Annotated in this window: 28 protein-coding genes, 1 tRNA gene and 1 riboswitch; of the genes, 10 read left to right on the top strand and 19 right to left on the bottom strand. The window is 70.0% G+C overall.

All coding sequences use genetic code 11. The annotated features are described in order from the left end of the window. Positions 1-148: 148 nt before the first annotated feature. Positions 149-553, bottom strand: coding sequence for a WXG100 family type VII secretion target (locus OG574_RS28825; protein ID WP_326775572.1), 405 nt, complete (start codon positions 551-553; stop codon positions 149-151). 203 nt (positions 554-756) lie between these two features. Between OG574_RS28825 and OG574_RS28820 the strand changes: the two genes are divergently transcribed. Next, positions 757-1,062 (top strand): hypothetical protein, encoded by a 306-nt coding sequence (locus tag OG574_RS28820; protein ID WP_326775571.1) that lies wholly within the window; start codon positions 757-759, stop codon positions 1,060-1,062. A 17-nt stretch (positions 1,063-1,079) separates the two neighbouring features. Here OG574_RS28820 and OG574_RS28815 read toward each other — a convergent pair whose 3' ends face one another. The 3 genes from OG574_RS28815 to OG574_RS28805 form a co-directional block, all read right to left on the bottom strand. Further along, entirely contained in the window at positions 1,080-1,478 is a 399-nt protein-coding gene (locus OG574_RS28815; RefSeq protein ID WP_326775570.1) for a VOC family protein, read from the bottom strand. Between the two features lie 43 nt (positions 1,479-1,521). Next, the gene (locus tag OG574_RS28810) at positions 1,522-1,965 is read right to left on the bottom strand and encodes a hypothetical protein (protein WP_326775569.1); all 444 of its coding nucleotides are present in this window, start codon (positions 1,963-1,965) and stop codon (positions 1,522-1,524) included. 105 nt (positions 1,966-2,070) lie between these two features. Next, positions 2,071-3,084, bottom strand: a complete 1,014-nt coding sequence (locus OG574_RS28805; RefSeq protein WP_326775568.1) for a GlxA family transcriptional regulator — start codon at positions 3,082-3,084, stop codon at positions 2,071-2,073. A gap of 71 nt (positions 3,085-3,155) precedes the next feature. Here OG574_RS28805 and OG574_RS28800 point away from each other — a divergent pair, with 71 nt between their 5' ends. Beyond that, positions 3,156-4,472: an MFS transporter gene (locus tag OG574_RS28800; protein ID WP_326775567.1), complete on the top strand. Its 1,317-nt coding sequence runs from the start codon at positions 3,156-3,158 to the stop codon at positions 4,470-4,472. On the opposite strand, the gene OG574_RS28795 is transcribed toward OG574_RS28800, so the two are convergent. Beyond that, on the bottom strand, positions 4,402-5,730 hold the full coding sequence (locus tag OG574_RS28795; protein ID WP_326778654.1) for a DUF445 domain-containing protein: 1,329 nt from the start codon (positions 5,728-5,730) through the stop codon (positions 4,402-4,404). The genes OG574_RS28800 and OG574_RS28795 overlap by 71 nt on opposite strands. A 299-nt stretch (positions 5,731-6,029) precedes the next feature. Between OG574_RS28795 and OG574_RS28790 the strand changes: the two genes are divergently transcribed. Next, complete coding sequence (locus OG574_RS28790) at positions 6,030-7,352, top strand: SGNH/GDSL hydrolase family protein (protein ID WP_326775566.1); 1,323 nt, start codon at positions 6,030-6,032, stop codon at positions 7,350-7,352. Between the two features lie 64 nt (positions 7,353-7,416). Here OG574_RS28790 and OG574_RS28785 read toward each other — a convergent pair whose 3' ends face one another. The 4 genes from OG574_RS28785 to OG574_RS28770 are packed head-to-tail and all read right to left on the bottom strand — an operon-like array spanning position 7,417 to position 10,882. After that, entirely contained in the window at positions 7,417-8,253 is an 837-nt protein-coding gene (locus tag OG574_RS28785; RefSeq protein WP_326775565.1) for a DUF1707 SHOCT-like domain-containing protein, read from the bottom strand. 9 nt (positions 8,254-8,262) lie between these two features. Further along, positions 8,263-9,252, bottom strand: coding sequence for an ABC transporter ATP-binding protein (locus OG574_RS28780; RefSeq protein ID WP_326775564.1), 990 nt, complete (start codon positions 9,250-9,252; stop codon positions 8,263-8,265). 6 nt (positions 9,253-9,258) lie between these two features. Then, positions 9,259-10,059 carry an ABC transporter permease gene (locus tag OG574_RS28775; RefSeq protein ID WP_326778653.1) on the bottom strand — a complete coding sequence of 267 codons (801 nt, stop codon included), beginning with the start codon at positions 10,057-10,059 and terminating at the stop codon, positions 9,259-9,261. A gap of 10 nt (positions 10,060-10,069) precedes the next feature. Beyond that, positions 10,070-10,882 carry an ABC transporter permease gene (locus tag OG574_RS28770; RefSeq protein WP_326775563.1) on the bottom strand — a complete coding sequence of 271 codons (813 nt, stop codon included), beginning with the start codon at positions 10,880-10,882 and terminating at the stop codon, positions 10,070-10,072. Positions 10,883-11,080: 198 nt separating this feature from the next. Here OG574_RS28770 and OG574_RS28765 point away from each other — a divergent pair, with 198 nt between their 5' ends. Next, complete coding sequence (locus tag OG574_RS28765; RefSeq protein WP_326775562.1) at positions 11,081-13,330, top strand: transglycosylase domain-containing protein; 2,250 nt, start codon at positions 11,081-11,083, stop codon at positions 13,328-13,330. A gap of 18 nt (positions 13,331-13,348) precedes the next feature. On the opposite strand, the gene OG574_RS28760 is transcribed toward OG574_RS28765, so the two are convergent. The 3 genes from OG574_RS28760 to OG574_RS28750 form a co-directional block, all read right to left on the bottom strand. Continuing rightward, on the bottom strand, positions 13,349-13,669 hold the full coding sequence (locus OG574_RS28760; RefSeq protein ID WP_326775561.1) for a DMT family transporter: 321 nt from the start codon (positions 13,667-13,669) through the stop codon (positions 13,349-13,351). 31 nt (positions 13,670-13,700) lie between these two features. Then, a riboswitch (guanidine-III (ykkC-III) riboswitch) is annotated at positions 13,701-13,761 on the bottom strand. A gap of 70 nt (positions 13,762-13,831) precedes the next feature. After that, the gene (locus OG574_RS28755) at positions 13,832-14,134 is read right to left on the bottom strand and encodes a GroES family chaperonin (RefSeq protein WP_199841797.1); all 303 of its coding nucleotides are present in this window, start codon (positions 14,132-14,134) and stop codon (positions 13,832-13,834) included. Positions 14,135-14,233: 99 nt separating this feature from the next. After that, positions 14,234-14,572, bottom strand: a complete 339-nt coding sequence (locus tag OG574_RS28750; RefSeq protein ID WP_326775560.1) for a DUF3618 domain-containing protein — start codon at positions 14,570-14,572, stop codon at positions 14,234-14,236. Between the two features lie 129 nt (positions 14,573-14,701). On the opposite strand from OG574_RS28750, the gene bcp reads away from it, so the two are divergent. The 3 genes from bcp (at position 14,702) to OG574_RS28735 (ending at position 17,040) form a co-directional block, all read left to right on the top strand. After that, positions 14,702-15,169, top strand: a complete 468-nt coding sequence (gene bcp, locus OG574_RS28745; protein ID WP_266563771.1) for a thioredoxin-dependent thiol peroxidase — start codon at positions 14,702-14,704, stop codon at positions 15,167-15,169. A 142-nt stretch (positions 15,170-15,311) separates the two neighbouring features. Continuing rightward, complete coding sequence (proP, locus tag OG574_RS28740; RefSeq protein ID WP_326775559.1) at positions 15,312-16,823, top strand: glycine betaine/L-proline transporter ProP; 1,512 nt, start codon at positions 15,312-15,314, stop codon at positions 16,821-16,823. Positions 16,824-16,955: 132 nt separating this feature from the next. Then, positions 16,956-17,040: transfer RNA gene (locus OG574_RS28735), tRNA-Leu, on the top strand. 53 nt (positions 17,041-17,093) lie between these two features. On the opposite strand, the gene rdgB is transcribed toward OG574_RS28735, so the two are convergent. From rdgB to OG574_RS28715, 4 genes are all read right to left on the bottom strand, one after another. Then, positions 17,094-17,699: an RdgB/HAM1 family non-canonical purine NTP pyrophosphatase gene (rdgB, locus tag OG574_RS28730; protein WP_326775558.1), complete on the bottom strand. Its 606-nt coding sequence runs from the start codon at positions 17,697-17,699 to the stop codon at positions 17,094-17,096. Positions 17,700-17,721: 22 nt separating this feature from the next. Next, positions 17,722-18,120 carry a hypothetical protein gene (locus OG574_RS28725; RefSeq protein WP_326775557.1) on the bottom strand — a complete coding sequence of 133 codons (399 nt, stop codon included), beginning with the start codon at positions 18,118-18,120 and terminating at the stop codon, positions 17,722-17,724. Positions 18,121-18,229: 109 nt separating this feature from the next. Then, entirely contained in the window at positions 18,230-18,967 is a 738-nt protein-coding gene (gene rph, locus OG574_RS28720) for a ribonuclease PH (protein WP_100593981.1), read from the bottom strand. A gap of 90 nt (positions 18,968-19,057) precedes the next feature. Continuing rightward, complete coding sequence (locus tag OG574_RS28715; RefSeq protein ID WP_326775556.1) at positions 19,058-19,378, bottom strand: PTS glucose/sucrose transporter subunit IIB; 321 nt, start codon at positions 19,376-19,378, stop codon at positions 19,058-19,060. A gap of 141 nt (positions 19,379-19,519) precedes the next feature. Between OG574_RS28715 and OG574_RS28710 the strand changes: the two genes are divergently transcribed. After that, positions 19,520-20,806: a PTS transporter subunit EIIC gene (locus OG574_RS28710; RefSeq protein ID WP_326775555.1), complete on the top strand. Its 1,287-nt coding sequence runs from the start codon at positions 19,520-19,522 to the stop codon at positions 20,804-20,806. Between the two features lie 248 nt (positions 20,807-21,054). Then, positions 21,055-22,320, top strand: a complete 1,266-nt coding sequence (locus OG574_RS28705; protein ID WP_326775554.1) for a PTS transporter subunit EIIC — start codon at positions 21,055-21,057, stop codon at positions 22,318-22,320. Between the two features lie 64 nt (positions 22,321-22,384). Here the strand turns inward: OG574_RS28705 and OG574_RS28700 are convergent, their stop codons facing one another. Then, positions 22,385-23,137: an MBL fold metallo-hydrolase gene (locus tag OG574_RS28700; protein ID WP_326775553.1), complete on the bottom strand. Its 753-nt coding sequence runs from the start codon at positions 23,135-23,137 to the stop codon at positions 22,385-22,387. Between the two features lie 208 nt (positions 23,138-23,345). Here OG574_RS28700 and OG574_RS28695 point away from each other — a divergent pair, with 208 nt between their 5' ends. After that, positions 23,346-23,798 carry a type II toxin-antitoxin system PemK/MazF family toxin gene (locus tag OG574_RS28695; RefSeq protein ID WP_100593976.1) on the top strand — a complete coding sequence of 151 codons (453 nt, stop codon included), beginning with the start codon at positions 23,346-23,348 and terminating at the stop codon, positions 23,796-23,798. A 91-nt stretch (positions 23,799-23,889) separates the two neighbouring features. Here the strand turns inward: OG574_RS28695 and OG574_RS28690 are convergent, their stop codons facing one another. Both OG574_RS28690 and OG574_RS28685 read right to left on the bottom strand, forming a co-directional pair. Beyond that, positions 23,890-24,840: a PLP-dependent cysteine synthase family protein gene (locus tag OG574_RS28690; RefSeq protein WP_326775552.1), complete on the bottom strand. Its 951-nt coding sequence runs from the start codon at positions 24,838-24,840 to the stop codon at positions 23,890-23,892. Positions 24,841-24,845: 5 nt separating this feature from the next. Continuing rightward, positions 24,846-25,124, bottom strand: a complete 279-nt coding sequence (locus tag OG574_RS28685) for a MoaD/ThiS family protein (protein ID WP_100593974.1) — start codon at positions 25,122-25,124, stop codon at positions 24,846-24,848. Between the last annotated feature and the right edge of the window lie 91 nt (positions 25,125-25,215).

The following is a 25,215-nucleotide window of genomic DNA, read 5'->3' as shown; positions in this document are numbered from 1 at the left end:
GTCGCTGTGCACGTCTGCGGCTACGAGTTGTGCCGTACGGCTATGGCATGGATACGACTGCATCTGCGTACGGGCTTCCGGTCCACGGCTGCGTACGGATGCGGCGGCGAATGGTGAATGGCGAAGGCGAGTGCGTGGACCCGCCGGATCAGAAGCTGTCCAGGCCGCTGCGCGGCCGTGAAGGCGGCGCGGGCGCCTCGACGTTCGGCGTGGACAGCTTGTCCGCCTCGCCCGCCACATCGACGTTGACCTGGATCCGGCGGAACTGGTCGAGCTTGTCCAGTTCGAGTTCCGTGAAGCCGTCGCGGCTCATGCGGACCGCCTGCTCCAGGACCTTCATCACCTCGCGGATCCGAACGGCGTCCTCGGCCGCCGCCCGGTGAAACCCCCGGTACGCCGTCGACGCCGGGCTGCTCCAGCCCGCCTCGATGCTGTCGACGATCGTGTCCATGCGCTTCACCTGCTTGTCCAGGTGGTCCTGCATGCCGTCCAGGTCGTCCGCGAGCTTGGTCAGCTTCTCCGGCGGAACCCGTAGATCTTTTGGATCGCCCATCACACCGCTCCCCCGGTCACATGTGGCGCTCAACCCCCGTTGATCGCACAGGAATTCTAGAGCACCTCGGGCAAAAGGCGACGGCCCCCTCGGCCCCCGCATTCGCGGAGAACCGGCCTGCCCGCCGGCGCCGCAATCCCGCGCGTTAGCCTCGAATCGGTCCACGTCCACCCGGGCCGCACACGACGGAGAAGCGAGGCAGGATGGCGAAGGTACCGGCGGCAGCAGTGGCCGCGAGCGGAATTGTCGGCGGGTACGCCGTGGCCCGGTTCACCAAGAAGCGGCAGCTCGGCGGCGTCGTGCTGGCCGCCGCGGGAGTCGCGGCCGGGGCCCAGTGGCGGCAGGCCGCCGGGGGCAAGGTGGCTGCCGTACTCGGTGGTGCCTACATCGCCGCCTTCGCCGGGTCGCACCCGCTCGCCAAGAAGCTCGGCGCCTGGCCCGCCGTGTTCACGGTCGCCGGGGGCGTCGCCGCCGCGTCCTGGGCACTGGCCGACCGCCACACCGCGTAGGCCGGACCCCTAAGGGGCTACGTGCCCCGGTGCCCCAGCACATTCACCACGCGCCCCTCCGGGTCCCGCACGAAGAAGCGGCGCACGCCCCACTCCTCGTCGCGGAGGTCGTGGACGATCTCCGCGCCGGATGCCCGTACCTGCTCGTAGACCGCGTCCACGTCCTCGACCTCCACGCTGAGGTCCGGGATCACGGGCGCGGTCTCGTCGTGGGTGAGGAAGCTGACCTGAGCGGTCGGGTTGGAGGGGGACGCCAGGGTCATCACCCAGGCCTCGGGGGTCCGGGGGTCTCCCTCTGTCCCGGGGGAGAGGCGCATGACCTCCTCGAAGCCGAGCAGGCCGTAGAAACCGCGGTTCTCGGCCATCGACTCCGGTGACTTCGTCGTGAGGTTCGGGACGATCCTGCGGATGGTCATCGGGGCTCCCGGGCAGTGGGGTCATGTCGGGGCGGTACGCGGACTACCGGTCATCCTCGCGGAACGTGCGTCCGACGGCCGCCGCGATGAGCACCGCCCCCGCCATCACGAGCGAGAAGAAGCACCACACCAGCTGCCACGGGAAGATGCCTCCCGGGTCGGGGTGGGAGGCGAACGACGCGTAGAGGAGCACGATCGGCGGGGCCGCCACCAGCAGGACCGCCAGCGGAAGGCGGTCGCGACGGCCGGCGTACGCGCCGAGGACCAGGAGGGTCACGGCGAGGATCGTGACACCCAGGTTCGTCACCGGGGTGGTCTCGTTGATCGAGCCGGGGGTCTCCGGACGGTTGCGCAGGTCCCAGGGCATGCACAGGACGTACGCCGCTGTGGACAGGCCCAGGAGGAGCAGGCGGGTCAGCCAGCGCTCCGGCCATGGGCTGCGGGGCAGAGGCTTCAGGAGACGTGCTGCTGCGGTTCCGGCAGTCATGGCTACGAGGTTCCGGGACGGGCCGCGGGGGGCGACAGAGTACGCATACTCATGTCCGTACCCGCTCGCCCGCCGACCGCCTCACTTTCCCCCCTTGCCTCCCGCTCACCTCCCCCTGAACGTCGACCTGTACGCGCCCGGCGACACCCCGAGGCCCGCCTGGAAGTGCGCTCTGAGCGACGTGCCCGTGCCGAAGCCCGCCTCCGTCGCGATGCGGTCGACGGTGTGGTCGGTCTGTTCCAGGAGTTCGCGCGCGCGGTCCACGCGGCGCTGCGTCAGCCACTGGATGGGGGTGAGGCCGGTCTCCTCCCGGAAGCGGCGGCTGTACGTGCGGACGGACATGGCGTCGCGCGCGGCCAGCTCGGCGAGGGTGAGGGGTTCGGCGAGGCGGGCGAGGGCCCACGCGCGCGACGCGGACGTGGACGTCAACCCCTCTGATTCCACCGGGCGTTGGATGAACTGCGCCTGGCCGCCCTCCCGGTGCGGCGGCACCACCGTGCGGCGCGCCACCTCCGCGGCGACGGCCGCGCCGTGGTCGCGGCGGATCATGTGGAGGCACAGGTCGATGCCCGCCGCCTCGCCCGCGGATGTGAGGATCCGGCCCTCGTCGACGTACAGGACGCCGGGGTCCACCGTCACGGACGGGAACGTACGCGCGAAGAGCTCGGCCGACATCCAGTGCGTCGTCGCGCGCCGGCCGTCCAGGAGTCCGGCGGCGGCGAGGACGAACGAGCCGGTGCAGATGGAGGCGATGCGGCGGGGGCGGGACCCGCGCGCATCGTCCGCCCCGCGCAGGGCCTCCGCCAGGTCCGCCGGCAGGCCGTCCGGCCCGAGGCCCTCGTCCGTCTCGTGCGACGCCGGTACGAGGACCGTGTCCGCGGCCGCCACCGCCGCCAGGCCGTGCTCCGCGTAGATCGGGAAGTCCGCGTCCGTACGGATCCTGCCGGGGCGCGGGGCGCACGTGCGGACGTCGTAGAGCGGCTCGCCCGTCGCGGAGCGCGCCGTGCCGAACAGCTGGTGGACCAGGCCGAGTTCCATGGGCAGGACGCCGTCGCGGACGAGGACGGCGACGGTTCGGCGACCGTCCGGCGCCGGGGTCACGGGCCTTACGGGAGTCATGGCCAGATTCTTTCACGTCATGGCCATCTGGCCAGTCGTGGCGCCGGGTGCACCCGTCGCAGGGTGAAGTCATGAGGCCGTATCGCAAGATTCCCCGGTCCCCCTGGACCGTCGCCGCCGGTGCCGCGCTCGCCATCGTCACGGCCGGGGCGTTCAGCACGCTCGCCGGTCTGCTCGTCGGGCCGTTGCACGAGGATCTCGGCTGGTCACGGGCCTCCGTCGGGCTCGGCTCGCTCGTGAACATGGTCGTGTACGGGGCGAGTGCCCCCTTCGCGGCGGCGCTCATGGACCGGCTCGGGATGCGGCGCGTCGCCGTCGGCGCCCTGTGCCTCGTCGGGGCCGGGGCCGGGCTCGCGACGACGATGACCGCGCCCTGGCAGTTCGTCCTGTACTGGGGCGTGCTGGTGGGCCTGGGGACGGGGGCGACCGCGACGACGTTCGCGGCTACGGTCACCGAGCGGTGGTTCGTCGCGCGGCGCGGGCTCGTCACCGGGCTGCTCACGGCGGCGAGCGTGGTGGGGCAGTTCGTGTTCCTGCCCGTGCTGTCGTGGGTGATCGACACGTACTCGTGGCGGGCCGCCGCCGCGGCACTCGCGCTCGCGGCGGCCGGCGCGCTGCCGGTGGTGTGGGCCGCGGTGCGCGAGCCGCGGAAGGACCCGGGCCGAACCGAAGACACCGCTCGCCCCGCCGGCCGTACCGAGGGCGCCGCCCGGCACGCCCTGCGCACTCTCGCCCGCGCCGCCCGCACCGGCCCGTTCTGGCTGCTCGCCGGGACCTTCGCCGTCTGCGGCGCCTCGACGAACGGGGTGATGTGGACGCACTTCGCGCCCGCCGCCCACGACCACGGGATGCCGGTGACCGTCGCCGCGTCGCTGCTCTCCCTCATCGGGATCTTCAATGTCGCGGGGACGGTGGCGTCCGGATGGCTGACGGACCGCGCCGATCCGCGCCGCCTGCTCGCCGTGTACTACGCCCTGCGCGGCCTCACCCTCCTCGCTCTGCCGCTGCTCCTGACGTCGGCCGTGGACGCGCCGCTCGTCGCGTTCACCGTCGTCTTCGGGCTGCTCGACGTGGCGACCGTGCCGCCGACGATCGCGCTGTGCCGCGCCCACTACGGGGCCGACGCGCCGGTCGTGTTCGGCTGGGTGAGCGCCGCGCACCAGGTCGGGGCCGGGGCCGTGGCGTTCGCTGGCGGGGTGGCGCGGGACGCCTTCGGCTCGTACGACCCGGTGTGGGTGGGCGCGGGCGCTCTGTGCGCGGGGGCGGCGCTCCTGGCGCTGACGGTGCGCCGCTCCGGCCAGGCAGGCAGAGAAGCGCTCACGCCCCCAGTGCCCGCGACACCGCGTAGATCGCGAGCCCTGCCAGCGAGCCCACCACCGTGCCGTTGATCCGGATGAACTGCAGGTCACGGCCGATGTGCGCCTCGATCTTCTTCGAGGTGTGCTCGGCGTCCCAGCTCGCCACGGTGTCCGTGATGAGGGAGGTGATCTCCTTGCGGTACGTCGTCACGACGTACGTGGCCGCGCCCTCGACCCAGCCGTCGACCTTGTCCTGGAGGCGCGCGTCCGTCGCCATCCGGGAGCCGAGGGAGAGCAGCGAGGCCCGAACGCGCAGCCGCAGCTGGCTGCGCTCGTCCTCCGCCGCCGCGACGATCATGGCGCGCACCGCGGACCAGGCGGAGGCGATCAGGTCCTGGACCTCGGGACGGGCGATGACCTCGGACTTCAGGCGCTCGACGCGCGCCCGCGTGTCCGTGTCGGACTGGAGGTCGGAGGCGAAGTCGCCGAGGAAGCGGTCTAGGGCGCCGCGGGCCGGGTGCTCGGGCATGTCGCGCATCTCGGTGGCGAAGCGCAGGAGCTCCTTGTAGACGCGGTCGCCGACCTTCCTGTCGACGAACCGCGGGGTCCAGCCGGGGGCACCGCCCTGCACCGCTTCCATCACGGAGTCCTCGTGCAGCACCAGCCAGTCGTGGGCGCGTACGCAGATCAGGTCCACGACGCGCTTGTGACCGCCGTCGGCGACGACCCTCTCCAGCATCTTGCCGATGCCGGGCGCGACCTCCTGCGCGTCGGCGCGGCGCGTGATGGCCTCGCCGACGACGGCCTGGACGTCCGAGTCGCGCAGCACGGTGAGGGCGCCGCGCAGGGCGGTGGCGAGCTCGGCCGTCACCCGGTCGGCGTGCTCCGGTTCGGCCAGCCAGGTGCCGAGCCGGCTGCCGATGCCGACGGCGCGCAGCCGCTGCCGTACGACGTCGGAGGAGAGGAAGTTCTCCCCGACGAACTCGCCGAGCGAGACGCCCAGCTGGTCCTTCTTGGTGGGGATGATCGCCGTGTGCGGGATGGGCAGGCCGAGAGGGCGGCGAAAGAGCGCGGTGACCGCGAACCAGTCGGCGAGGGCACCGACCATGCCCGCTTCGGCGGCGGCGGCGACATACCCCGCCCAGGCGCCGGCGCCGGAGTTCTGCCCCCATTTGGCGAGTACGTAGATGACGGCGACGAGCAGGAGCAGGCCGGTGGCGGTGGTCTTCATCCGGCGTACGCCGCGCTGCTTCTCCACATCGGCGGGGCTGAAGGAGCCGGGGCCCGCGCCGAACGGGGCCGGCCGCGTCCCGAATGAGGAGCTGCCCGCGCGGGCATGCTCACCCATGCCCGCTTCGCCCGTTTCTTCCGAGTCCTGCGTGCCGCGCGCGGCCGCGGCGCGCTTCGCGTCCTCCACTTCGTCCACTCAGCTCACTCCGCCCGTCACAAGTCCGCTCACCCGGCAGTCCCCCGTGTCATCCCTCTCACACATTGTCCCTACCTGACCGACTCCCGGAACGGACGACAAGTTCCCGGCGTCTCAAAAGGCGGAGGGGGGCAGTGTCGGCTTCCTCCCGACCCATGACGCATCATGGGATCATCACACCGGAGCCTCGGGGCTCCCGCTGCCCGAGGAGACACCCCCGCATGACCAAGCGCCACGGTTATGCCCTGTTGGCCGCGGTCGCGGCCCTGGTCGTCGTGATTTCGGCCGCCATATACCTGGGCGTCTCCGGCGCCTTCGACGGCTCGGACAGCACGGTCAGCGCGGGCCCCCGGCACCCGCAGAACTCGGCGGCCCCCGCCTCCACCGGCACCTGGTCGGGCAGTTGGTCGGCCTCCCCCGCGGGTGGCGAGCCCGGCACAGAGACCGACGGCCTCGCGGGCCGCACCGTGCGCAACGTCGTGCACACCAGCATCGGCGGCACGAGCGCCCGCATCACGTTCTCGAACCTCTTCGGGCAGCAGCCGCTCAGCATCACGCACGCCTCGGTCGCCGTCGCGGCCGCGCCCAACACCCCGGCCGCCGCGGCGGGCACCCTGCGCCGCCTCACCTTCGGCGGCAACACCTCGGTCGTGATCCCGGCCGGCTCCCAGGCCATGAGCGACGCCGTTCGGCTGCGCGTCCCGCACGACGCGGACATGCTGGTCACGAGCTACTCGCCCACTCCGTCGGGCCCGGTCACCTACCACCCGCAGGCCCGCCAGATGTCGTACGTCGCCCAGGGCGACCGCGCGGAGGACGCGACCGGCGCCCCGTTCACGCAGCAGACCCCCTTCTGGCGCTACGTCACCGCGCTCGACGTGCTCAGCAACGAGTCGGACGGCACCGTCGTCGTGATCGGCGACTCCCTGACCGACGGCGTCACCTCGACGGTGGGCGCCAACCGGCGCTGGACGGACGACCTCGCCGACCGGCTGCGCGACGAGAACGGCGCGGCCCGCTACGGCGTGGTCAACCAGGGCATCAGCGGCAACCGCATCCTGTCCGACGGCCTCGGCCGCCCCGCGAACAACCCGAGCGGCCTCTCGCGCTTCGACCGGGACGTCCTCGACCGATCAGGCGTCAAGGCCGTCGTGATCGCGCTCGGCGTCAACGACATCCTCCGCAACCCGCACCAGAACGACCCCGACAAGATCGTCGAGGGTCTGCGGGAGCTGACCCGGCAGGCGCACACGCGCGGCCTGCGCGTGGTCGGCGCGACGCTCATGCCGTTCCAGGGCCACCGCGGCTACGAGCCCCGCCTCGAAGGCGTGCGCCAGGCCGTGAACGCGCAGATCCGCTCCGGCAAGGTCTTCGACGAGTTCGTCGACTTCGACAAGGCGCTGCGCGACCCGTACAACCCGCGCAAGCTCCTGCCCGCGTACGACTCCGGCGACCATCTGCACCCGAGCGACTCCGGCTTCCGCAGGATGGCGCAGACGTTCAACCTGACGACGCTGAAGGGGTCGACGCCGGCCGAGCTGTAGCGCCCGGCCCGGCTGCGCCACCGCTCACGGCGCGGGGGCGCTACCGCTCACGGCACGGGTGCCGCTACCGCTCACGCCACTCTCGGCGCTCCTCCGCCCGCTCCCACTGGCGCTGGCGCCGGTCCTCGTGGCGCTCGTGCCGCAGCTGATGCCGGTCGGCGTGCCGCTCGCGGTGCCCCTCCAGCGCCTCGAGGTGCGCGGCCATGCGGTCCAGCTTGTCCTGGCGGCGCTCCTCCTTGAGGCGAAGACGCTCCTCGCGCCTCGCCTTGCGGTCCACGCCGACGCCGCCCATCAGGGCGAACCCCCGCACGACGACCCGCGGGGAGCCCGGCGTGCCCTCGCCCGACGCCCGGTCGTCGACGCCGCCCATGATGCCGAAGCCCTTGACGGTGACATCCAGCTCCGGCGGCACCTTGATCTGGATCCCGCCCATGATCGTGAAGCAGTTGATGACCACGTCGCGGGACGCGAACCGCGCCTCCCGCAGATCGATCTCGCCTCCGCCGAACATCGCGAACGAGGTGAACCTCTCGCCCACCGTCCAGCGCCCCTTGCGGCCGAACCCGCCGAAGAACGCGAGCGCCCATGTGGACGTGGCCTCCCCGCCGATCCGCGTCCGCCAGTCGAGCGCGCCCTCGGGCTGCGGCTCCTTCACAAAGCTCACCGGGGTCTCCGGCGCCGCCGCGCCCGCCCCCGGCAGATCACGCGTGAGGGGCGCCAACTCGCCGTACGTACGCGCCTTGTACACGGCCTCGAGCCGCTCGTCGAACTCCTCCATGTCCAGGCGCCCCTCGGCGAGGGCGTCCCGCAGCACCTCCGCGACCCGGTCCCGGTCGGCGTCGGAGGCCCGCAGCTCGGGCAGGTCGTTCGGCTCGGGGCGCTCAGGGCGTTCGTCCGTCATGGGACCAGCCTACGAGGGTGCGGCCGTTCCTCCCAGGGATGGTTCCTCACGGGCGTACATCCGGGCGATCACGGACTCGATGTCCGGCTCCCGCACCGACAGATCCACCAGCGGATACTGAGCCGCGATCTGCGCGACCAGCGGCGCCGCCGACTGCGCGGCCAGGAACGCCAGCCACTGGCGCGGTCCGTCCACCTTCACCACCCGGGCGAACTGCACTTCCAGTGGCGGCAGTTCACGCTCCAGATCGACGACGAGGGTCCGCTCGCTCTCCCCCACCTGGTGCAGGCCGGTGAGCTGCCCGTCGTACATCAGGCGTCCGTGGTCGATGACCATGACGCGTTTGCACAGCTGCTCGATGTCGGTCAGGTCGTGCGTGGTCAGCAGTACCGTCGTGCCGCGCTCCTCGTTCAACTCCCGCAGGAATCCCCGCACTTTGACCTTGGAGACGACATCGAGACCGATGGTCGGCTCGTCGAGGTAGAGCACCTCGGGGTCGTGCAGCAGGGCCGCCGCGATGTCGCCGCGCATGCGCTGCCCGAGGGAGAGCTGCCGTACCGGCGTGTCCAACAGGCCGCCCAGTTGCAGGAGTTCTACGCACCGGTCGAGGTTCTCCCGGTAGCGGGCGTCCGGGATGCGGTACATGCGGTGCATCAGCCGGTACGAGTCGATCAGCGGCAGGTCCCACCACAGCGTCGTGCGCTGCCCGAACACCACGCCGATCCGCCGCGCGAGCCGCGTCCGCTCCCGGGACGGCTCGATGCCCGCGACCCGCAGCCGGCCCGCGCTGGGCGTGAGGATGCCGGTCAGCATCTTGATCGTGGTGGACTTGCCCGCGCCGTTCGGCCCGATGTAGCCGACCATCTCGCCGCGCGGCACGCTGAAGGTGAGCGAGTCGACGGCCCGCACCTGATGGCGCTCGCGCCGCAGCAGGCCCGTCTTCCTGCGCACGTCGAAGACCTTCTCCACGCCGTCGACCTCGATGAAGTCCTCAGTCATACGTCTTCAGCTCCCGGTGCTGCGGTACGAACGGACACCCGCGCGCCAGGCCAGACCCGCGAGCGCGCAGCTCCCGGCGGCCACCAGCGGCGGCGTGAAGGCGAGCCACCAGGGCAGGCCGATGGGATAGGGGCGGCCGAGCACGTACAGCGCGGGCAGCCAGTTGACGAAGGCCAGCGGCACGACGAACGTCACGCCGATCACGAAGTCCCTGGCGAACACCGTCGGCGGGTACTGGAGCAGCGTCAGCCCGCCGAACGTGAACGCGCTCTGCGCCTCGGCCGCGTCCTGCGCCCAGAACTGGAACGCCGCCCCCGCCACGTACACCGCGCCGAAGATCGCCGCGCCGCTCAGCAGCATCACCGGCAGCAGGAGCAGCTTGGCGGGCGTCCAGTCGATGTCGAGGCGCGTCAGGGACCAGCCGAGGACCAGGGTGCCCTGGAGGAAACGGCCGAGGCGGCGCAGGCCGAAGCGGTCGGCGGCGACCTGGACGAGCACCGGTGCGGGGCGCACCAGGAACGCGTCGAGGGAGCCGTCGCGCACCCGCAGTCCGAGATCGTCGACGCTGCCGAGCAGGAGGGCGGTGATCCCGAAGGAGACGGAGGCGGTCCCGTACAGGAAGGCGGTCTCCGCGAAGCTGTAGCCGCCGATCGAGGTCGCCTGCGAGAACATCATCCAGATCACGACGAAGTCGAGCGCCGTGACAAGGAAGTTGGTGAGGACCGCGGCCGCGAACGACGTGCGGTAGACCAGGGTGGAGCGGATCCACATCGCGGCGATCAGCCCGTAGACCCGTACGCTCCCCATGCCGCCGGTGTCAGCCACCTTGAAGCACCACCTTGCGTGTCGCGGAGGACTGGAGAAGGCGGCCCGCGGCGAGCAGGACGACCGCCCACCCGACCTGGAAGGCGTACGCGGCAAGCACTTCTGCCGCGCCGGAGCGGGCGCCGAGGAGGATGTCGGCGGGCATCTGGAGGAGCGCCGCCCACGGCAGCACCCGCGCGATGTCGCCGAGCGCACCGGGCATCGCGTTCAGCGGCAGCAGCAGACCCGTGAAGAACATCCCCACCAGACCCCCGAACTGCAGCACGCCCGACCCGTCGAGCAGCCAGAACGCGCTCAGCGCCAGCACATAGCGGATCGCGAAGCTGACCACCACGGCCAGCACCACCGCCACCAGGAACTCCAGCCACACCACCGGATCGCCCGGCAGCGCGAGCGGAAAGGCGAGCGCGCCCACCGTCAGCGGCACCACGCCCCGGCTGAACAACTGGAACACGGCCCGTCCCAAGTCCCCGGCCAACCACCACAGTTGAAGGTCGACGGGCCGGTACAGATCCACGGCGATGTCGCCGTTGCGGATCCGCGCCACCATGTCGACGGCGAAACCCGCGTTGAACATCGACAGGGCCTGCGCGAGCGCCTGCCCGATCCACACATACGTCAGCGCCTGTGCCTGGTCGTACCCGCCGAGCCCCGGCCGCTCGTCCCAGAGCGCCATGTACGTGTACGCCACGATGAACCCGAAGACGGTGTTCGTGAACACGCCGGCCGCGGTGGCCGAACGGTACGTCGCGTAGCGCCGGAACCCTCCGGCGGCGACGGCCGCGTACAGCCGGAAAGTCCCCACGGACAAGCTCCCGCCCTCGTCTTCCGTTCTGGACCAAAGCGCAGGAGCCTAGCGGGAGCAGGGTGTACCGTGCCACGCATTTTCGGGGCCCCCGGCGCGTGCCACGCCCCGGCCGCGCCACCCATCGATGCCAAAGTGTCCGGCAGGAAGTAAAGAGGCGTACGTGACGTACGGAGGGAAACAGGAGTTCCACAGGGCATGAGCGACGAGCCGCAGCAGCCGAAGGCCGCAGAGTCCGGGAACGCCGGGAAGGCCGGGAAGCCGGCCACACGCAAACGCCCCCGTCGCACGGGCTGGCGCCGCCTGATCCCCACCTGGCGCATGGTCCTCGGCACGATCCTCGGCTTCCTGCTCCTGTGCATCGGCCTGTTCGCCCTCGGCTACGTCCTCGTCAAGATCCCGCCCGCCAACGCCACCGCCACCGCGCAGAGCAACGTCTACCTGTACGCCGACGGCAGCCAGCTCGCCCGCGACGGCGAGATCAACCGCGAGAACGTCTCCCTCTCCCAGATCCCCAGCACGGTCCAGCACGGTGTACTCGCCGCCGAGGACCGCGACTTCTACAGCGAGTCCGCCATCGACCCCAAGGCGATGGTCCGCGCCGCCTGGAACACCCTCACCGGCAAGGGCAAGCAGTCCGGCTCGACGATCACCCAGCAGTACGTGAAGAACTACTACCTGGCCCAGGAACAGACCATCACCCGCAAGGTGAAGGAGTTCTTCATCTCGATCAAGCTGGACCGCGAGGAGAGCAAGGACCACATCCTCGAGGGCTACCTCAACACCAGCTACTTCGGCCGCAACGCCTACGGCATCCAGGCCGCCGCCCAGGCCTACTACGGCATCGACGTCGAGGACCTCACCACCGCACAGGGTGCCTACCTCGCGGCCCTCCTCAACGCCCCCAACGCGTACGACGTCATCGCCCACCCCGAGAACAAGGCACAGGCCGTCGCCCGCTGGAACTACGTCCTCGACGGCATGGTCAAGGAGCGCTGGCTCAGCCCGGCCGACCGCCAGAAGATGGCGTTCCCCATGCCCGACGACGCCAAGGGCCCCGCCGGGATGTCCGGCCAGCGCGGCTACCTCGTCCAGGCCGTCAAGGACTACCTCACGGCCAAGGGCATCATCGACGAGGACACCCTGGCCGTCGGTGGCTACCGCATCACCACCACGCTCCAGAAGAAGAAACAGGACGCCTTCGTCAAGGCCGTCGACGACAAGCTGATGTCCAAGCTCGACAAGGAGAACCGCGCGGCCGACCGCAACGTCCGCGCGGGCGGCGCCGCCATCGACCCCTCGACCGGCAAGGTCCTCGCGATGTACGGCGGCATCGACTACACGAAGCAGTACGTCAACAACGCCACGCGCCGCGACTATCAGGTCGGCTCCACGTTCAAGCCGTTCGTCTTCACCTCGGCCGTGGAGAACGCCTCCACCACCCAGGACGGCCGCACCATCACCCCGAACACCATCTACGACGGCACCAACGCACGCCCCGTACAGGGCTGGAGCGGCGGCTACTACGCCCCCGAGAACGAGGACACCGTCGACTACGGCCCCATCACCGTCCGCACCGCCACCGACAAGTCCGTCAACGCGGTCTACGCGCAGATGGCCGTCGACGTCGGCTCCGACAAGGTCAAGCAGACCGCGATCGCCCTCGGCCTCCCCAAGGACACCCCCGACCTGACCGAGTCCCCCTCGATCGCGCTCGGCCCGTCCACGGCCAGCGTCCTCGACATGACCGAGGCGTACGCCACCCTCGCCAACCACGGCAGGCGCGCCACGTACACGATCGTCGCCGAGGTCACCAAGGACGGCGAGAGCATCGACCTGCCCGAGCAGACCACCCAGCGCGCCGTCACCCGCGAGTCCGCCGACACGACCACGTCCGTCCTGCAGAGCGTCGTCGAGGGCGGCACCGGCACCGCCGCCCTCGCCGCGGACCGGCCCGCCGCCGGCAAGACCGGCACCGCCGAGGAGGACACGGCGGCCTGGTTCGCGGGCTACACCCCCGACCTCGCCACCGTCGTCGCCGTCATGGGCCAGAACCCCTCGACCGGCGCCCACACCCCGCTGTACGGGGCGCTCGGCCTGTCCCGCATCAACGGCGGCGGCTTCCCGGCGCAGATCTGGGCCCAGTTCACCAAGGCCGCGCTCGAGGGCAGCCCCGCCAAGGACTTCGACCTGGACCTGGAGTCCGGCGCCGAACAGCCCGAGATCCCCTCGGCCGCACCGGACGAACCGTTCACCGAACCGACCACCGACGAGCCCTCCAGCGAACCGCCGTCCGAACCGGAGTCGTCCGGCCCCCCGACCGCACCGTCCACGCCGGCGGAACCCACCCTCGAGCCTCCGTCACAGGAACCGAACCCACCGTCAGGACCGGTGAACGAACTGTTCGGTGACTCGGACACCACCCGCGACTCCGACTCCGACTGGTGACAGCGCCCCTCGGCGGTCCTAGTGGCCCGACGTCGCCTTGAGACCCACGATCGCCACGATCAGCAGCACGATGAAGAAGATCCGCGCGGCCGTCGCCGGCTCACCGAGCGCCAGCATGCCGACGACGGCCGCACCGGCCGCACCGATGCCCACCCACACGCCATAGGCCGTACCGATCGGCAGGGTCTTGGCGGCGTAGGAGAGCAGCACCATGCTGGCGACGATGCCCGCGCCGGTGAACACGCTCGGCCACAGCCGGGTGAACCCGTCCGTGAACTTCATGCCGATCGACCAGCCGACCTCGAGAAAACCGGCGATCACGATAAGAACCCAGGCCATGACAGGCACCTCCGTCAGTTGGATCAACAGGGGTGCGTCGTCTTTGCGATACCCGGTACGGCGCGTCTCGTCGGGGTCCCCCAAAGGTAGCAAAGAACGCGTAAAAGGGCTGGTGACAAGGGTCACCAGCCCTTTTACGAAGCAACTACGAGCCGTACTGCTCTACAGGTACAGGCCTGTCGAATCCTGGGAACCCTCGAACCGGTCCGCAGCCACCGCGTGCAGATCGCGCTCACGCATCAGCACGTACGCGACACCCCGCACCTCGACCTCGGCCAGGTCCTCCGGGTCGTACAGCACCCGGTCGCCCGGCTCCACCGTCCGCACGTTCTGCCCGACGGCCACCACGACGGCCCAGGCCAGGCGCCGCCCGACCGCCGCGGTCGCCGGAATCAGGATGCCGCCGCCGCTGCGCCGCTCGCCCTCGGCGGTGTCCTGCCGTACGAGCACACGGTCGTGCAGCATGCGGATGGGCAGCTTGTCGTGCTGGGTGCTGTTCTTCTCGCTGTTGGCGCTCACGCCCCGAAACCTACCTGCCGCGGCCGCGCCCGTACGCAGGAAGGGTCAGCGCTTGCGGCGCCGCGCGGTCACGGTGAGCAGCCCCACGAGACCGACCACGACGACAGCCACCGGAAGAATGCGCTCCACACGCGGCGCACCCTCCTCCGAGACGAACTGCGCCTTCACGTCCGACACCAGCCGGTTCGCACCCACATAGGCACGCCCGACGGAGTGGTCGACACTCGAGACGAACTTGGCCTTCGCGTCGCCGACGATCGTCTTCGGGTGCACCCGCACCCCGATCTCGTCGAGCGTCTCGGCCAGCGCCTCGCGACGGCGCTTTATGTCCGCCTCGATCTGCGCCGGGGTCCGCGCATCCGACGTTCTCGACGTGTCCGACACCGCGCTGCCTCCATGGTCGCTGTTATGGCACTGGTCGTGGACAGTCTGTCAGCTCGGCAGCCGTCGCACCCCACGGCACCCCCATTACGCTCGGGTCCCGTACCCGTATCCCGTACGAGGAGTCCCACCATGAGCGAGCGACTGACGACCGGCGACACCGCCCCCGCCTTCACGCTGCCCGACGCGGACGGCAACGAGGTCTCCCTCGCCGACCACAAGGGCCGCAAGACCATCGTCTACTTCTACCCGGCCGCCCTCACCCCCGGCTGCACCAAGCAGGCCTGCGACTTCACGGACAACCTCGACGTCCTCGCGGGCGCGGGCTACGACGTGATCGGCATCTCCCCGGACAAGCCGGAGAAGCTCGCGAAGTTCCGCGAGAAGGAGAACCTCAAGGTCACGCTCCTCGGCGACCCCTCGAAGGAGACCCTCGAGGCGTATGGCGCGTACGGCGAGAAGAAGCTCTACGGCAAAACGGTGACGGGCGTGATCCGCTCCACGATCGTCGTGGACGAGGACGGCAAGGTCGAGCGCGCCCTCTACAACGTGAAGGCCACCGGCCACGTCGCGAAGATCATCAAGGATCTCGGAATCTGACCCGCCGGCCGCGGATCACCGCAGGCCTTCCGGGTACGCGCGAATGTGACGGAAGTCCCCTTCACAGGGGACTTCCGTTTGCGGCCGCTACCTTCGAGCAAGTGATTCCCTGGAACTTCGCGTCCACAGAAGGGATCACTCCATGTCGGGCGTCATCGACCCAGAGCAGACCGGGTCCGCCGCCGACCCCGCGGCGGTCAAACGCCACCGGACCCTCTTCCGCGCGGTGAAACGCCGGAAGAATCCGCCTCTGCGGCGCACGGACATCACCGTCACCGACGAGGCAGCGGTGAAGCGGGCGGTCAAGGCGGCCTCGCTCGGCAATGCCATGGAGTGGTTCGACTTCGGCATCTACAGCTACCTCGCCGTCACCATCGGCCACGTCTTCTTCCCCTCCGGGAACGCGACGGTCCAGCTGATCTCCTCCTTCGCGACCTTCGCCGTCTCGTTCCTGGTGCGGCCCATCGGCGGCATGGTGTTCGGCCCCATGGGCGACAAGATCGGCCGCAAGAAGGTCCTCGCGACGACGATGATCCTGATGGCGATCGGCACGTTCGCCATCGGACTGATCCCGTCGTACGCCACCATCGGCTTCTGGGCACCCGTCCTGCTGATCTTCTTCCGCCTCGTCCAGGGCTTCTCCACGGGTGGCGAGTACGGCGGCGCCTCGACGTTCATCGCCGAGTACGCGCCCGACAAACGCCGCGGATTCTTCGGCAGCTTCCTGGAGTTCGGCACCCTCGCCGGCTACGTCGGCGCGGCGGGCCTGGTCACCATCCTCACCACCCTCCTCGGCAGCGGAGGCATGGAGTCCTGGGGCTGGCGCGTCCCGTTCCTGGTCGCCGGCCCGATCGGCCTCGTCGGCCTCTATCTGCGGCTGCGCCTCGACGAGACGCCCGCCTTCCAGAAACTGGAGGACGAGTCCTCGCACCGGGCCTCGGACGCCGCGTCGAACGTCGAGACCACCGCGAAGGGCGACCTCGCCAAGATCTTCCGCGACTACTGGCCGACGCTGATCCTGTGCATCTGCCTGGTCGGCGCCTACAACATCACCGACTACATGCTCCTGTCGTACATGCCGACGTACCTGTCCGACGAGATGGGCTACAAGGAGTCCCACGGACTGCTCATCCTCATCGCCACGATGATCGTCCTCATGCTGGTCATCAGCCAGGTCGGCAAACTCTCCGACCGCTTCGGCCGCAAGCCGCTCCTCATGGCCGGGATGCTGGGCTTCTTCTTCCTCTCCATCCCCTCGTTCCTGCTGGTCAAGAACGGCGCCCTGTGGGCGGTCTCGCTCGGCATGCTGCTCCTGGGCCTGTCCCTGGTCTGCATGCTCGGCACGATGTCGGCGGCGCTCCCGGCCCTCTTCCCCACCCAGGTCCGCTACGGCTCGCTCTCCGTGGGCTACAACCTCTCGGCATCCCTCTTCGGCGGCACGACCCCCCTGGTCATCACGGCCCTGATCAGCGTCACGGGCTCGGACATGATGCCCGCGTACTACGCCATGGCGGCGGCCCTGGTCGGCGTCATCGCGGTGGCCTGCATGAAGGAAACGGCCCAGCAGCCCCTGGCGGGCTCCCCGCCGTCGGTGGAGACACAGGAGGAGGCGGCGGAACTGGTGGAGTCCCAGGCCCGGGCACCGAAGTTCTGACCCCCGCTTCCCGAACTGTCATGCACTGACTAGAACTTGGTGCCGACGCAACACGTGCGCTCCCGCGCCGAGCAGCGTCGCCGTACACTGACGGGGCGGATCTCGCCGAGAGGGCGAGATGTCCGTTATTTCGCGGTCGTGGTGGAATCTGGCAGTCACGTCGGGTTTAGGTCCCGGTGGGAGAAATCCCGTGAGGGTTCGAATCCCTCCGACCGCACACACAAGGGCGCTCCCCAGCGGGGAGCGCCCTTCGTCGTGCGTGGCGAGAACTCAGCCCAACAGCTCCCGCACCACCGGCACCAACGCCCGAAACGCCTTCCCCCGGTGCGAGATCGCGTTCTTCTCGGCGGCGCTGAGCTCCGCGCACGTCCGCGTCTCCCCGTCCGGCTGCAGGATCGGGTCGTACCCGAAGCCCCCCGAACCCGTCGGCGCGTGCCGCAGCACTCCCCGCAACTGGCCCTCGACCACCCGCTCCGTGCCGTCCGGGAGGGCGAGCGCGGCGGCACACGCGAAGTGGGCGCCCCGGTGGACGTCGTCGTCGATGTCGCCGAGCTGGGCGAGGAGGAGGTCGAGGTTGGCCTTGTCGTCGCCGTGGCGGCCGGCCCAGCGGGCGGAGAAGATGCCGGGCGCTCCGCCGAGTACGTCGACGCACAGGCCCGAGTCGTCGGCGACGGCGGGCAGGCCGGTGGCCTGGGCCAGGGCGTGGGCCTTGAGGAGGGCGTTCTCGGCGAAGGTGACGCCGGTTTCCCTGACGTCGGGGATGTCGGGGTAGGCGTCCGCGCCGACGAGGTCGTGGGGCAGGCCTGCGTCGGCGAGGATCGCCCTGAGCTCGGTGATCTTGCCGGCGTTACGGGTGGCGAGGATGAGGCGGGTCATGGGGACCAGTATCGCGCCGGTGTTACGGCGTGCAGACCTTGGTCAGTTCGCCCGCCGCGTCCGTGACGGGGGTGATGTCGGGCGTTCCGTCGCCGTTCTTGATGGCCGTGCGCACGTTGCCCACGGCGGTGTTGAGGTCGTCGACGGCCTTGGAGACGTCGGCGTTGTCGGTCTTGTCGCCGATCTTGTCGAGATTCCTGTCGATGGAGTCGAGCGCCTTGTCGGCCTGCGCGGGGTCGTTCGTCGCGCTCTCGACGGCCTGCTTGAGGTCGCTGACGCTGTCGGCGATGGAGTCGGCGGTCTGGACGCAGTCGAGTGCCTTGTCGAGCGCGCCGCAGCCGGCGGCGGCCGGTAGGGCGATGAGTGCCGCGGTGGCGGCGAGTACGGCGATGCGGCGACGGTGTCGAGGGCGCGCGGCCATGGAACGGTCCTCCCCTTGTGTGCGGACGGGCGCACGGCGTGATGCCGTGCGCCCGTCCGTAGTGACGCAGTTGACGTCTTTCGGGTTGCCACCCTACTTGGCGTGCTCTTTACCTTTCCAGGGCGGCCTCGAGTGCCGCGCGCTGGGCGGTGGCGAGGTCGGCGCAGCCGGAAACGGCAAGGTCGAGAAGGGAGTTGAGTTCGTCGCGGGCGAACGGCTCGGCCTCGGCGGTGCCCTGGACCTCGACGAAGCGGCCGTCGCCGGTGCAGACGACGTTCATGTCGGTGTCGGCGCGTACGTCTTCCTCGTAGCAGAGGTCGAGGAGGGGGATGCCGCCGACGATGCCGACGGAGACGGCGGAGACGGTGCCGGTGAGGGGCTGGCGGCCGGCCTTGATGAGCTTCTTGCCCTGGGCCCAGGTGATGGCGTCGGCGAGGGCGACGTAGGCGCCGGTGATGGCGGCGGTGCGGGTGCCTCCGTCGGCCTGGAGGACGTCGCAGTCGAGGACGATGGTGTTCTCGCCGAGGGCCTTGTAGTCGATGACGGCACGCAGCGAGCGGCCGATGAGGCGGCTGATCTCGTGGGTGCGGCCGCCGATCTTGCCGCGGACGGATTCGCGGTCGCCGCGGGTGTTGGTGGCGCGCGGGAGCATCGAGTACTCGGCGGTGACCCAGCCTTCGCCGCTGCCCTTGCGCCAGCGGGGGACGCCTTCGGTGACGGAGGCGGTGCAGAAGACCTTGGTGTCGCCGAAGGAGACGAGGACGGAGCCTTCTGCGTGCTTGCTCCACCCGCGTTCGATGGTGATGGGGCGGAGCTGTTCGGGGGTGCGGCCGTCGATACGAGACATGGGAGGGAGCCTAGCGAAAACGTCGAAGGCCCCGTTCCGGGTGTCCGGTGCGGGGCTTTCGTCGTGGTGCCTAGGCGGGTTGCCGGGCTCTCACATCATGTCTTCGATGTCGGCGGCGATGGGGTCGGCGTCGGTGCCGATGACGACCTGGATGGCGGTGCCCATCTTGACGACTCCGTGCGCGCCGGCGGCCTTCAGGGCGGCTTCGTCGACCTTGCTGGGGTCGATGACCTCGGTGCGCAGGCGGGTGATGCAGCCCTCGACCTCTTCGATGTTGTCGAGCCCGCCGAGCCCGGCGACGATCTTCTCAGCCTTGGTGGCCATGTGGTTCTCCCTGACTTTTCTCTTGGCCCGCCATGGGCCCGCTTTGTCACGGTAACCCACGGTTGGACCATCTTCACGAGCGGTCATGCAGCCCGTGACGAATGATGGCGATCACGGCGTCATTCCCTCACGGGCCGGCGCCGGCCGACCCGTCCCGCAACTGGTCTACACCAGTTTCCCACGACCGCCAAACGTACTGCCACAGCGGCTTGTTCCGGGAGGACGCCCATGAGCGCCGACAGCGCGGCCGTCTACAAACCGAGCCCGTGGAGCAACCTCTTCCAGGGTCTGCAGAAGATGGGTCGCAGCCTCCAGCTCCCCATCGCCGTGCTGCCCGCGGCAGGCATCCTCAACCGGCTCGGTCAGCCGGACGTCTTCGGCGACGAGGGCCTGGGGTGGACCGATGTCTCCAAGGTGATGGTCGGCGCCGGTGGCGCCCTGCTCGACGGCGCGCTCGGCCTTCCGCTGCTGTTCTGCATCGGTGTGGCGATCGGCATGGCCAAGAAGTCGGACGGTTCGACGGCGCTCGCGGCGGTCGTCGGCTTCCTCGTCTACTACAACGTGCTGCACCAGTTCCCCGTGGACTGCGGGCCCGGCGCGAAGGCGGTCGTCACCGGCTGCGCGGGGCCGGACGGCACGGTAGTGGCGTTCGGTTACCAGAACCCGGGCGTCTTCGGCGGCATCGTCATGGGCCTGCTCGCCGCCTTCTTCTGGCAGCGCTTCCACCGCACCAAGCTGGTCGACTGGCTCGGCTTCTTCAACGGCCGCCGTCTCGTCCCGATCATCATGGCCTTCGTCGCCATCGCCGTCGCCGCGATCTGCCTGTGGATCTGGCCGCCGATCGGTGACGCCCTGGAGAGCTTCAGCGACTGGCTCGTGGGTCTGGACTGGCTCGGCGCGGGCATCTTCGGTGTCGCCAACCGCGCGCTGCTGGTGATCGGCCTGCACCAGTTCCTGAACGTGCCCATCTGGTTCCAGTTCGGCACGTACACGAAGCCGGACGGCACCGAGGTGCACGGTGACATCAACATGTTCCTGGCGGGCGACCCGAACGCGGGCCAGTTCACCTCGGGCTTCTTCCCCATCATGATGTTCGCGCTGCCGGCCGCGTGCCTGGCGATGACGCACTGCGCGCGCCCGGAGCGCCGCAAGGTGGTCGGCGGCCTGATGCTGTCGGTCGCCCTGACCTCGTTCGTCACGGGCATCACCGAGCCGATCGAGTACTCGTTCCTCTTCGTGGCGCCGGTGCTCTACGCGATCCACGCGGTCCTCACCGGCGTATCGATGGCGGTGACGTGGGCGCTCGGTGTGCACGACGGCTTCAGTTTCTCGGCGGGGCTGATCGACTACGTCATCAACTGGAGCCTGGCGACCAAGCCATGGCTGATCATCCCGATCGGACTGGCCTTCGGGGTGGTCTACTACGCGATCTTCAGGTTCGCGATCACCAAGTTCAACCTGAAGACGCCGGGCCGCGAGCCCGAGGACCAGGTCGAGGACGTCACGAAGGCCTGACCTCCCGCTCCCCCTCCACACCCCAAGACCCCCGGACCTCCTGGTCCGGGGGTTTTGTTCCGCGCTGCCGCATATGACTGAGCACACAAGGATCCCGGAAAGGAGCGGGTTCCTTATACGACCTTCACCGTGCTACAACAGGTCTACACCACTGAGTGGTGTAGACCACGCGGCCGCAGGGCCGGGTTTCCGAGACGCCGCCGTCCCCACCTGTCCCCCGGGCGGCGCCTTGCCTACTGGAGGATGTTGTGACCACGGCCAGTGCCGCCCCCGCGGCCGCCAAGAAGAAGGGCGCGGGCGCGATGGCTGTCATGCAGCGCATCGGCCGCAGCCTCATGCTGCCGGTCGCGGTGCTGCCCGCCGCCGCGCTCCTGGTCCGGTTCGGGCAGCCCGACATGCTCGGCAAGGACTCGTTCCCCACCTTCATCACCAAGCTGGCGTCGTACATGTCGGCCGGCGGCGGTGCGCTGCTCGACAATATGCCGCTGCTGTTCTGCGTCGGCATCGCCATCGGCTTCGCCAAGAAGTCCGACGGCTCCACCGCGCTCGCGGCCGTCACCGGCTACCTGGTCTTCCAGAAGGTGCTCGCCACCTTCACGGACAGCAACCTGCCGAAGGTCGCCGCCGTCGTCGACGGCAAGATCGTCATGAACGAGGCGCCGGTCAACGCCGGTGTGCTCGGCGGTGTGGTCATGGGCGTCGTCGTGGCCCTGCTCTACCAGAAGTTCTACCGGACCAAGCTGCCCGACTGGGCGGGCTTCTTCGGCGGCCGCCGCCTCGTCCCGATCCTCTCCGCCTTCGCGGGCCTGGTCATCGGCATCGTCTTCGGTCTCATCTGGCCCGTGCTCGGCGCCGGTCTGCACAACTTCGGTGAGTGGCTGGTCGGCTCGGGCGCGATCGGCGCCGGCATCTTCGGTGTCGCCAACCGTGCGCTGATCCCGATCGGCATGCACCACCTCCTCAACTCGTTCCCGTGGTTCCAGGCCGGTACGTACGAGGGCAAGAGCGGCGACATCGCGCGCTTCCTCCAGGGTGACCCGAGCGCCGGGCAGTTCATGACCGGCTTCTTCCCGATCATGATGTTCGCCCTCCCGGCGGCCTGCCTCGCGATCGTCCACTGCGCCCGCCCCGAGCGCCGCAAGGTCGTCGGCGGCATGATGTTCTCGCTCGCCGCCACCGCGTTCGTCACCGGTGTGACCGAGCCGATCGAGTTCACGTTCATGTTCATCGCCCCGGCCCTCTACGCGATCCACGCGGTGCTCACCGGTGTCTCGATGGCGCTGACCTGGGGGCTCGGCATGAAGGACGGCTTCGGCTTCTCCGCCGGCGCGGTCGACTACTTCCTCAACCTCGGCATCGCGACCAACCCGTGGGGTCTCGCGCTGGTCGGCCTCTGCTTCGCGGTGGTCTACTACGTGATCTTCCGGTTCGCGATCACCAAGTTCAACATTCCTACGCCGGGCCGTGAGTCCGACGAGGAACTGGCCGAGATCCTCAAGGCCGAGAGCAAGTAGCCCTCAGCACTACGGCGAAGGCCCCCGGAACCGAATCGGTTCCGGGGGCCTTCGTCATGCGGGCTCAGATCTCGTACACCCGCCCGGGCGCGGCCAGTTCAGCCGGTCCGGTGTACACGGCGCGGGCGTCCGCGAGGTTGACCTGCGGGTCCGTCCACGGCGGAATGTGGGTGAGGACGAGGCGGCGGGCACCGGCCCGGGTCGCGGACTCGCCCGCCTCGCGGCCGTTGAGGTGGAGGTCGGGGATGTTTTCCTTGCCGTGCGTGAACGCCGCCTCGCACAGGAACAGGTCGCTGTCCGCGGCGAGTTCCTCGAGCGCGGCGCACGCGCCCGTGTCGCCGGAGTACGTGAGCGACCTGCCGCCGTGCTCGACGCGGATGCCGTACGCCTCGACGGGGTGGCACACCTTCTCCGTGCGCACGGTGAACGGGCCGATCTCGTGCCAGCCCGGCTTCACGGTGTGGAAGTCGAAGACCTCGCTCATCGAGGAGGCGGAGGGCGTGTCCGCGTACGCCGTGGTCAGGCGCTGTTCCGTGCCCTCGGGGCCGTAGACCGGTATCGGGGCACAGCGGCCGCCGTCGTGGCGGTAGTAGCGCGCCACGAAGTAGCCGCACATGTCGATGCAGTGGTCGGCATGCAGATGGCTGAGGAAGATCGCGTCGAGGTCGTAGAGACCGCAGTGGCGCTGCAACTCGCCCAGGGCGCCGTTGCCCATGTCGAGTAGCAGCCGGAAGCCGTCGGCCTCGACGAGGTAGCTCGAGCAGGCCGAATCCGCGGACGGGAACGACCCCGAGCAGCCGACGACGGTGAGCTTCATAAGAGCCGGAACCTCCGCGCTGGCAGTCAGAGAGCGGGATGGGAACAGAAGGAAGAGGGGTCGAGCGGTCCGTCGAGCGTAAGGCGCAAAAGGGCCGGTCGCTCCTCAGTCGTGGGCTGTTGTGGGAGAACTCACCTGTGCTGTCACCGGTTCGGGGGGCGTGCGTCGGGTGCGGCGTCGCGCGGGTGCCACCGGTACCGTCGTCCGTATGGACACGTCATGGTGGCTCGCGCTCGCCGCGGTGCTGCTGCTCGCGCTCGTCGCGACGCTCGTCGACGGGTGGGGGCGCGGGCACCGTCGCCGGCCCGGCGGCCGGACCCGCCCGCCGCGGGGACCGCGCGCTCGCGGCACGCGGCCGCAGCCGGGCGAGATCTGGTGGGCGCAGGTGCCGTACGAGGACGGGCCGGGCGGCAAGGACAGGCCGTGCCTCGTGCTGGCCGTGCACCGGCGGCGGGTACGCGTCGCGAAGATCACCAGCAAGTATCACGACGAGCGGGCCGGGGTGATCGCGCTGCCGCCCGGGTCGGTCGGTGACGCGCAGGGCAGACCGAGCTTCCTGGAGACGGACGAGCTCCGCGAGGTTCCCGAGGGGGACTTCCGGCGCAGGGCCGGGGTGCTGGATCCGGTGGTGTGGGATCAGGTCCGGTATCTGGCGCGGTGACGGCGGCCGGCTTACGTGAACGCGGGCTGACGTGAGAGCGGGGGCCGGGCCGCATTGCTGCCGGCCCGGCCCCCGCTTCGACGATTCGCGCTCACGCCCAGAGCTGGCCGTGCAGCGTCTCGATCGCTTCTTCCGTCGTGGCCGCCGTGTAGACGCCGGTCGACAGGTACTTCCAGCCGCCGTCGGCGACCACGAAGACGATGTCGGCGGACTCCCCGGCCGCGACCGCCTTGCGGCCGACGCCGATCGCCGCGTGCAGGGCCGCTCCGGTGGAGACGCCCGCGAAGATGCCCTCCTGCTGGAGGAGTTCACGGGTGCGGGTCACCGCGTCCGCGGAGCCCACCGAGAAGCGGGTGGTCAGGACGGAGGCGTCGTACAGCTCGGGTACGAAGCCCTCGTCGAGGTTGCGCAGCCCGTAGACCAGGTCGTCGTAGCGCGGCTCCGCGGCGACGATCTTGACGTCCGGCTTGTGTTCGCGCAGGTAGCGGCCGACGCCCATGAGGGTGCCCGTCGTGCCGAGACCCGCGACGAAGTGGGTGACGGACGGCAGGTCGGCGAGGATCTCGGGGCCGGTCGTCGTGTAGTGGGCGCCCGCGTTGTCCGGGTTGCCGTACTGGTAGAGCATCACCCAGTCCGGGTGCTGCGCGCTCAGTTCCTTGGCCATACGGACGGCCGTGTTGGAGCCGCCCGCCGCGGGCGACGGGATGATCTCGGCGCCCCACATCGCGAGCAGGTCCCTGCGCTCCTGCGAGGTGTTCTCCGGCATGACGCACACCATGCGATAGCCCTTGAGGCGGGCCGCCATGGCGAGGGAGATGCCGGTGTTGCCCGAGGTCGGCTCGAGGATGGTGCAGCCGGGGGTGAGCCGGCCGTCCTTCTCGGCCTGCTCGATCATGTGGAGCGCGGGGCGGTCCTTGACCGAGCCGGTCGGGTTGCGGTCCTCGAGCTTCGCCCAGATCCGTACGTCCTCGGACGGCGAGAGCCGCGGCAGCCGCACAAGAGGCGTGTTGCCGACCGCGGCGAGCGGGGAGTCGTACCGCATCCCGATCAGGCCATGCCGCCGGCCACGGCCGGCAGGATCGTGACGTTGTCGCCGTCGGCGAGCTTGGTGGTGATGCCGTCCAGGAAGCGGACGTCCTCGTCGTTCAGGTAGACGTTCACGAAGCGGCGCAGCTGCTCGCCGTCGACGATGCGCGCCTGGATGCCCGTGTGGCGGGTCTCGAGGTCGGCGAAGAGCTCGGCGAGCGTGTCCCCGCTGCCCTCGACGGCCTTCTGGCCGTCGGTGTAGGTGCGGAGGATGGTCGGGATGCGGACCTCGATGGCCATGGCTGGACTCCAGTAACAGGGGAGGGTACGGAAGGGCTTTGGCGTGCGCTGAACAGCGGTGCCCACGACACGTCGGACCGGCGGACGGAGC

It is taken from the genome of Streptomyces sp. NBC_01445 (assembly GCF_035918235.1).
GTDB lineage: Bacteria > Actinomycetota > Actinomycetes > Streptomycetales > Streptomycetaceae > Streptomyces.
The sequence above is the reverse complement of the archived record's forward strand: the minus strand, read 5'-3'. Positions and strand labels throughout refer to the sequence as shown.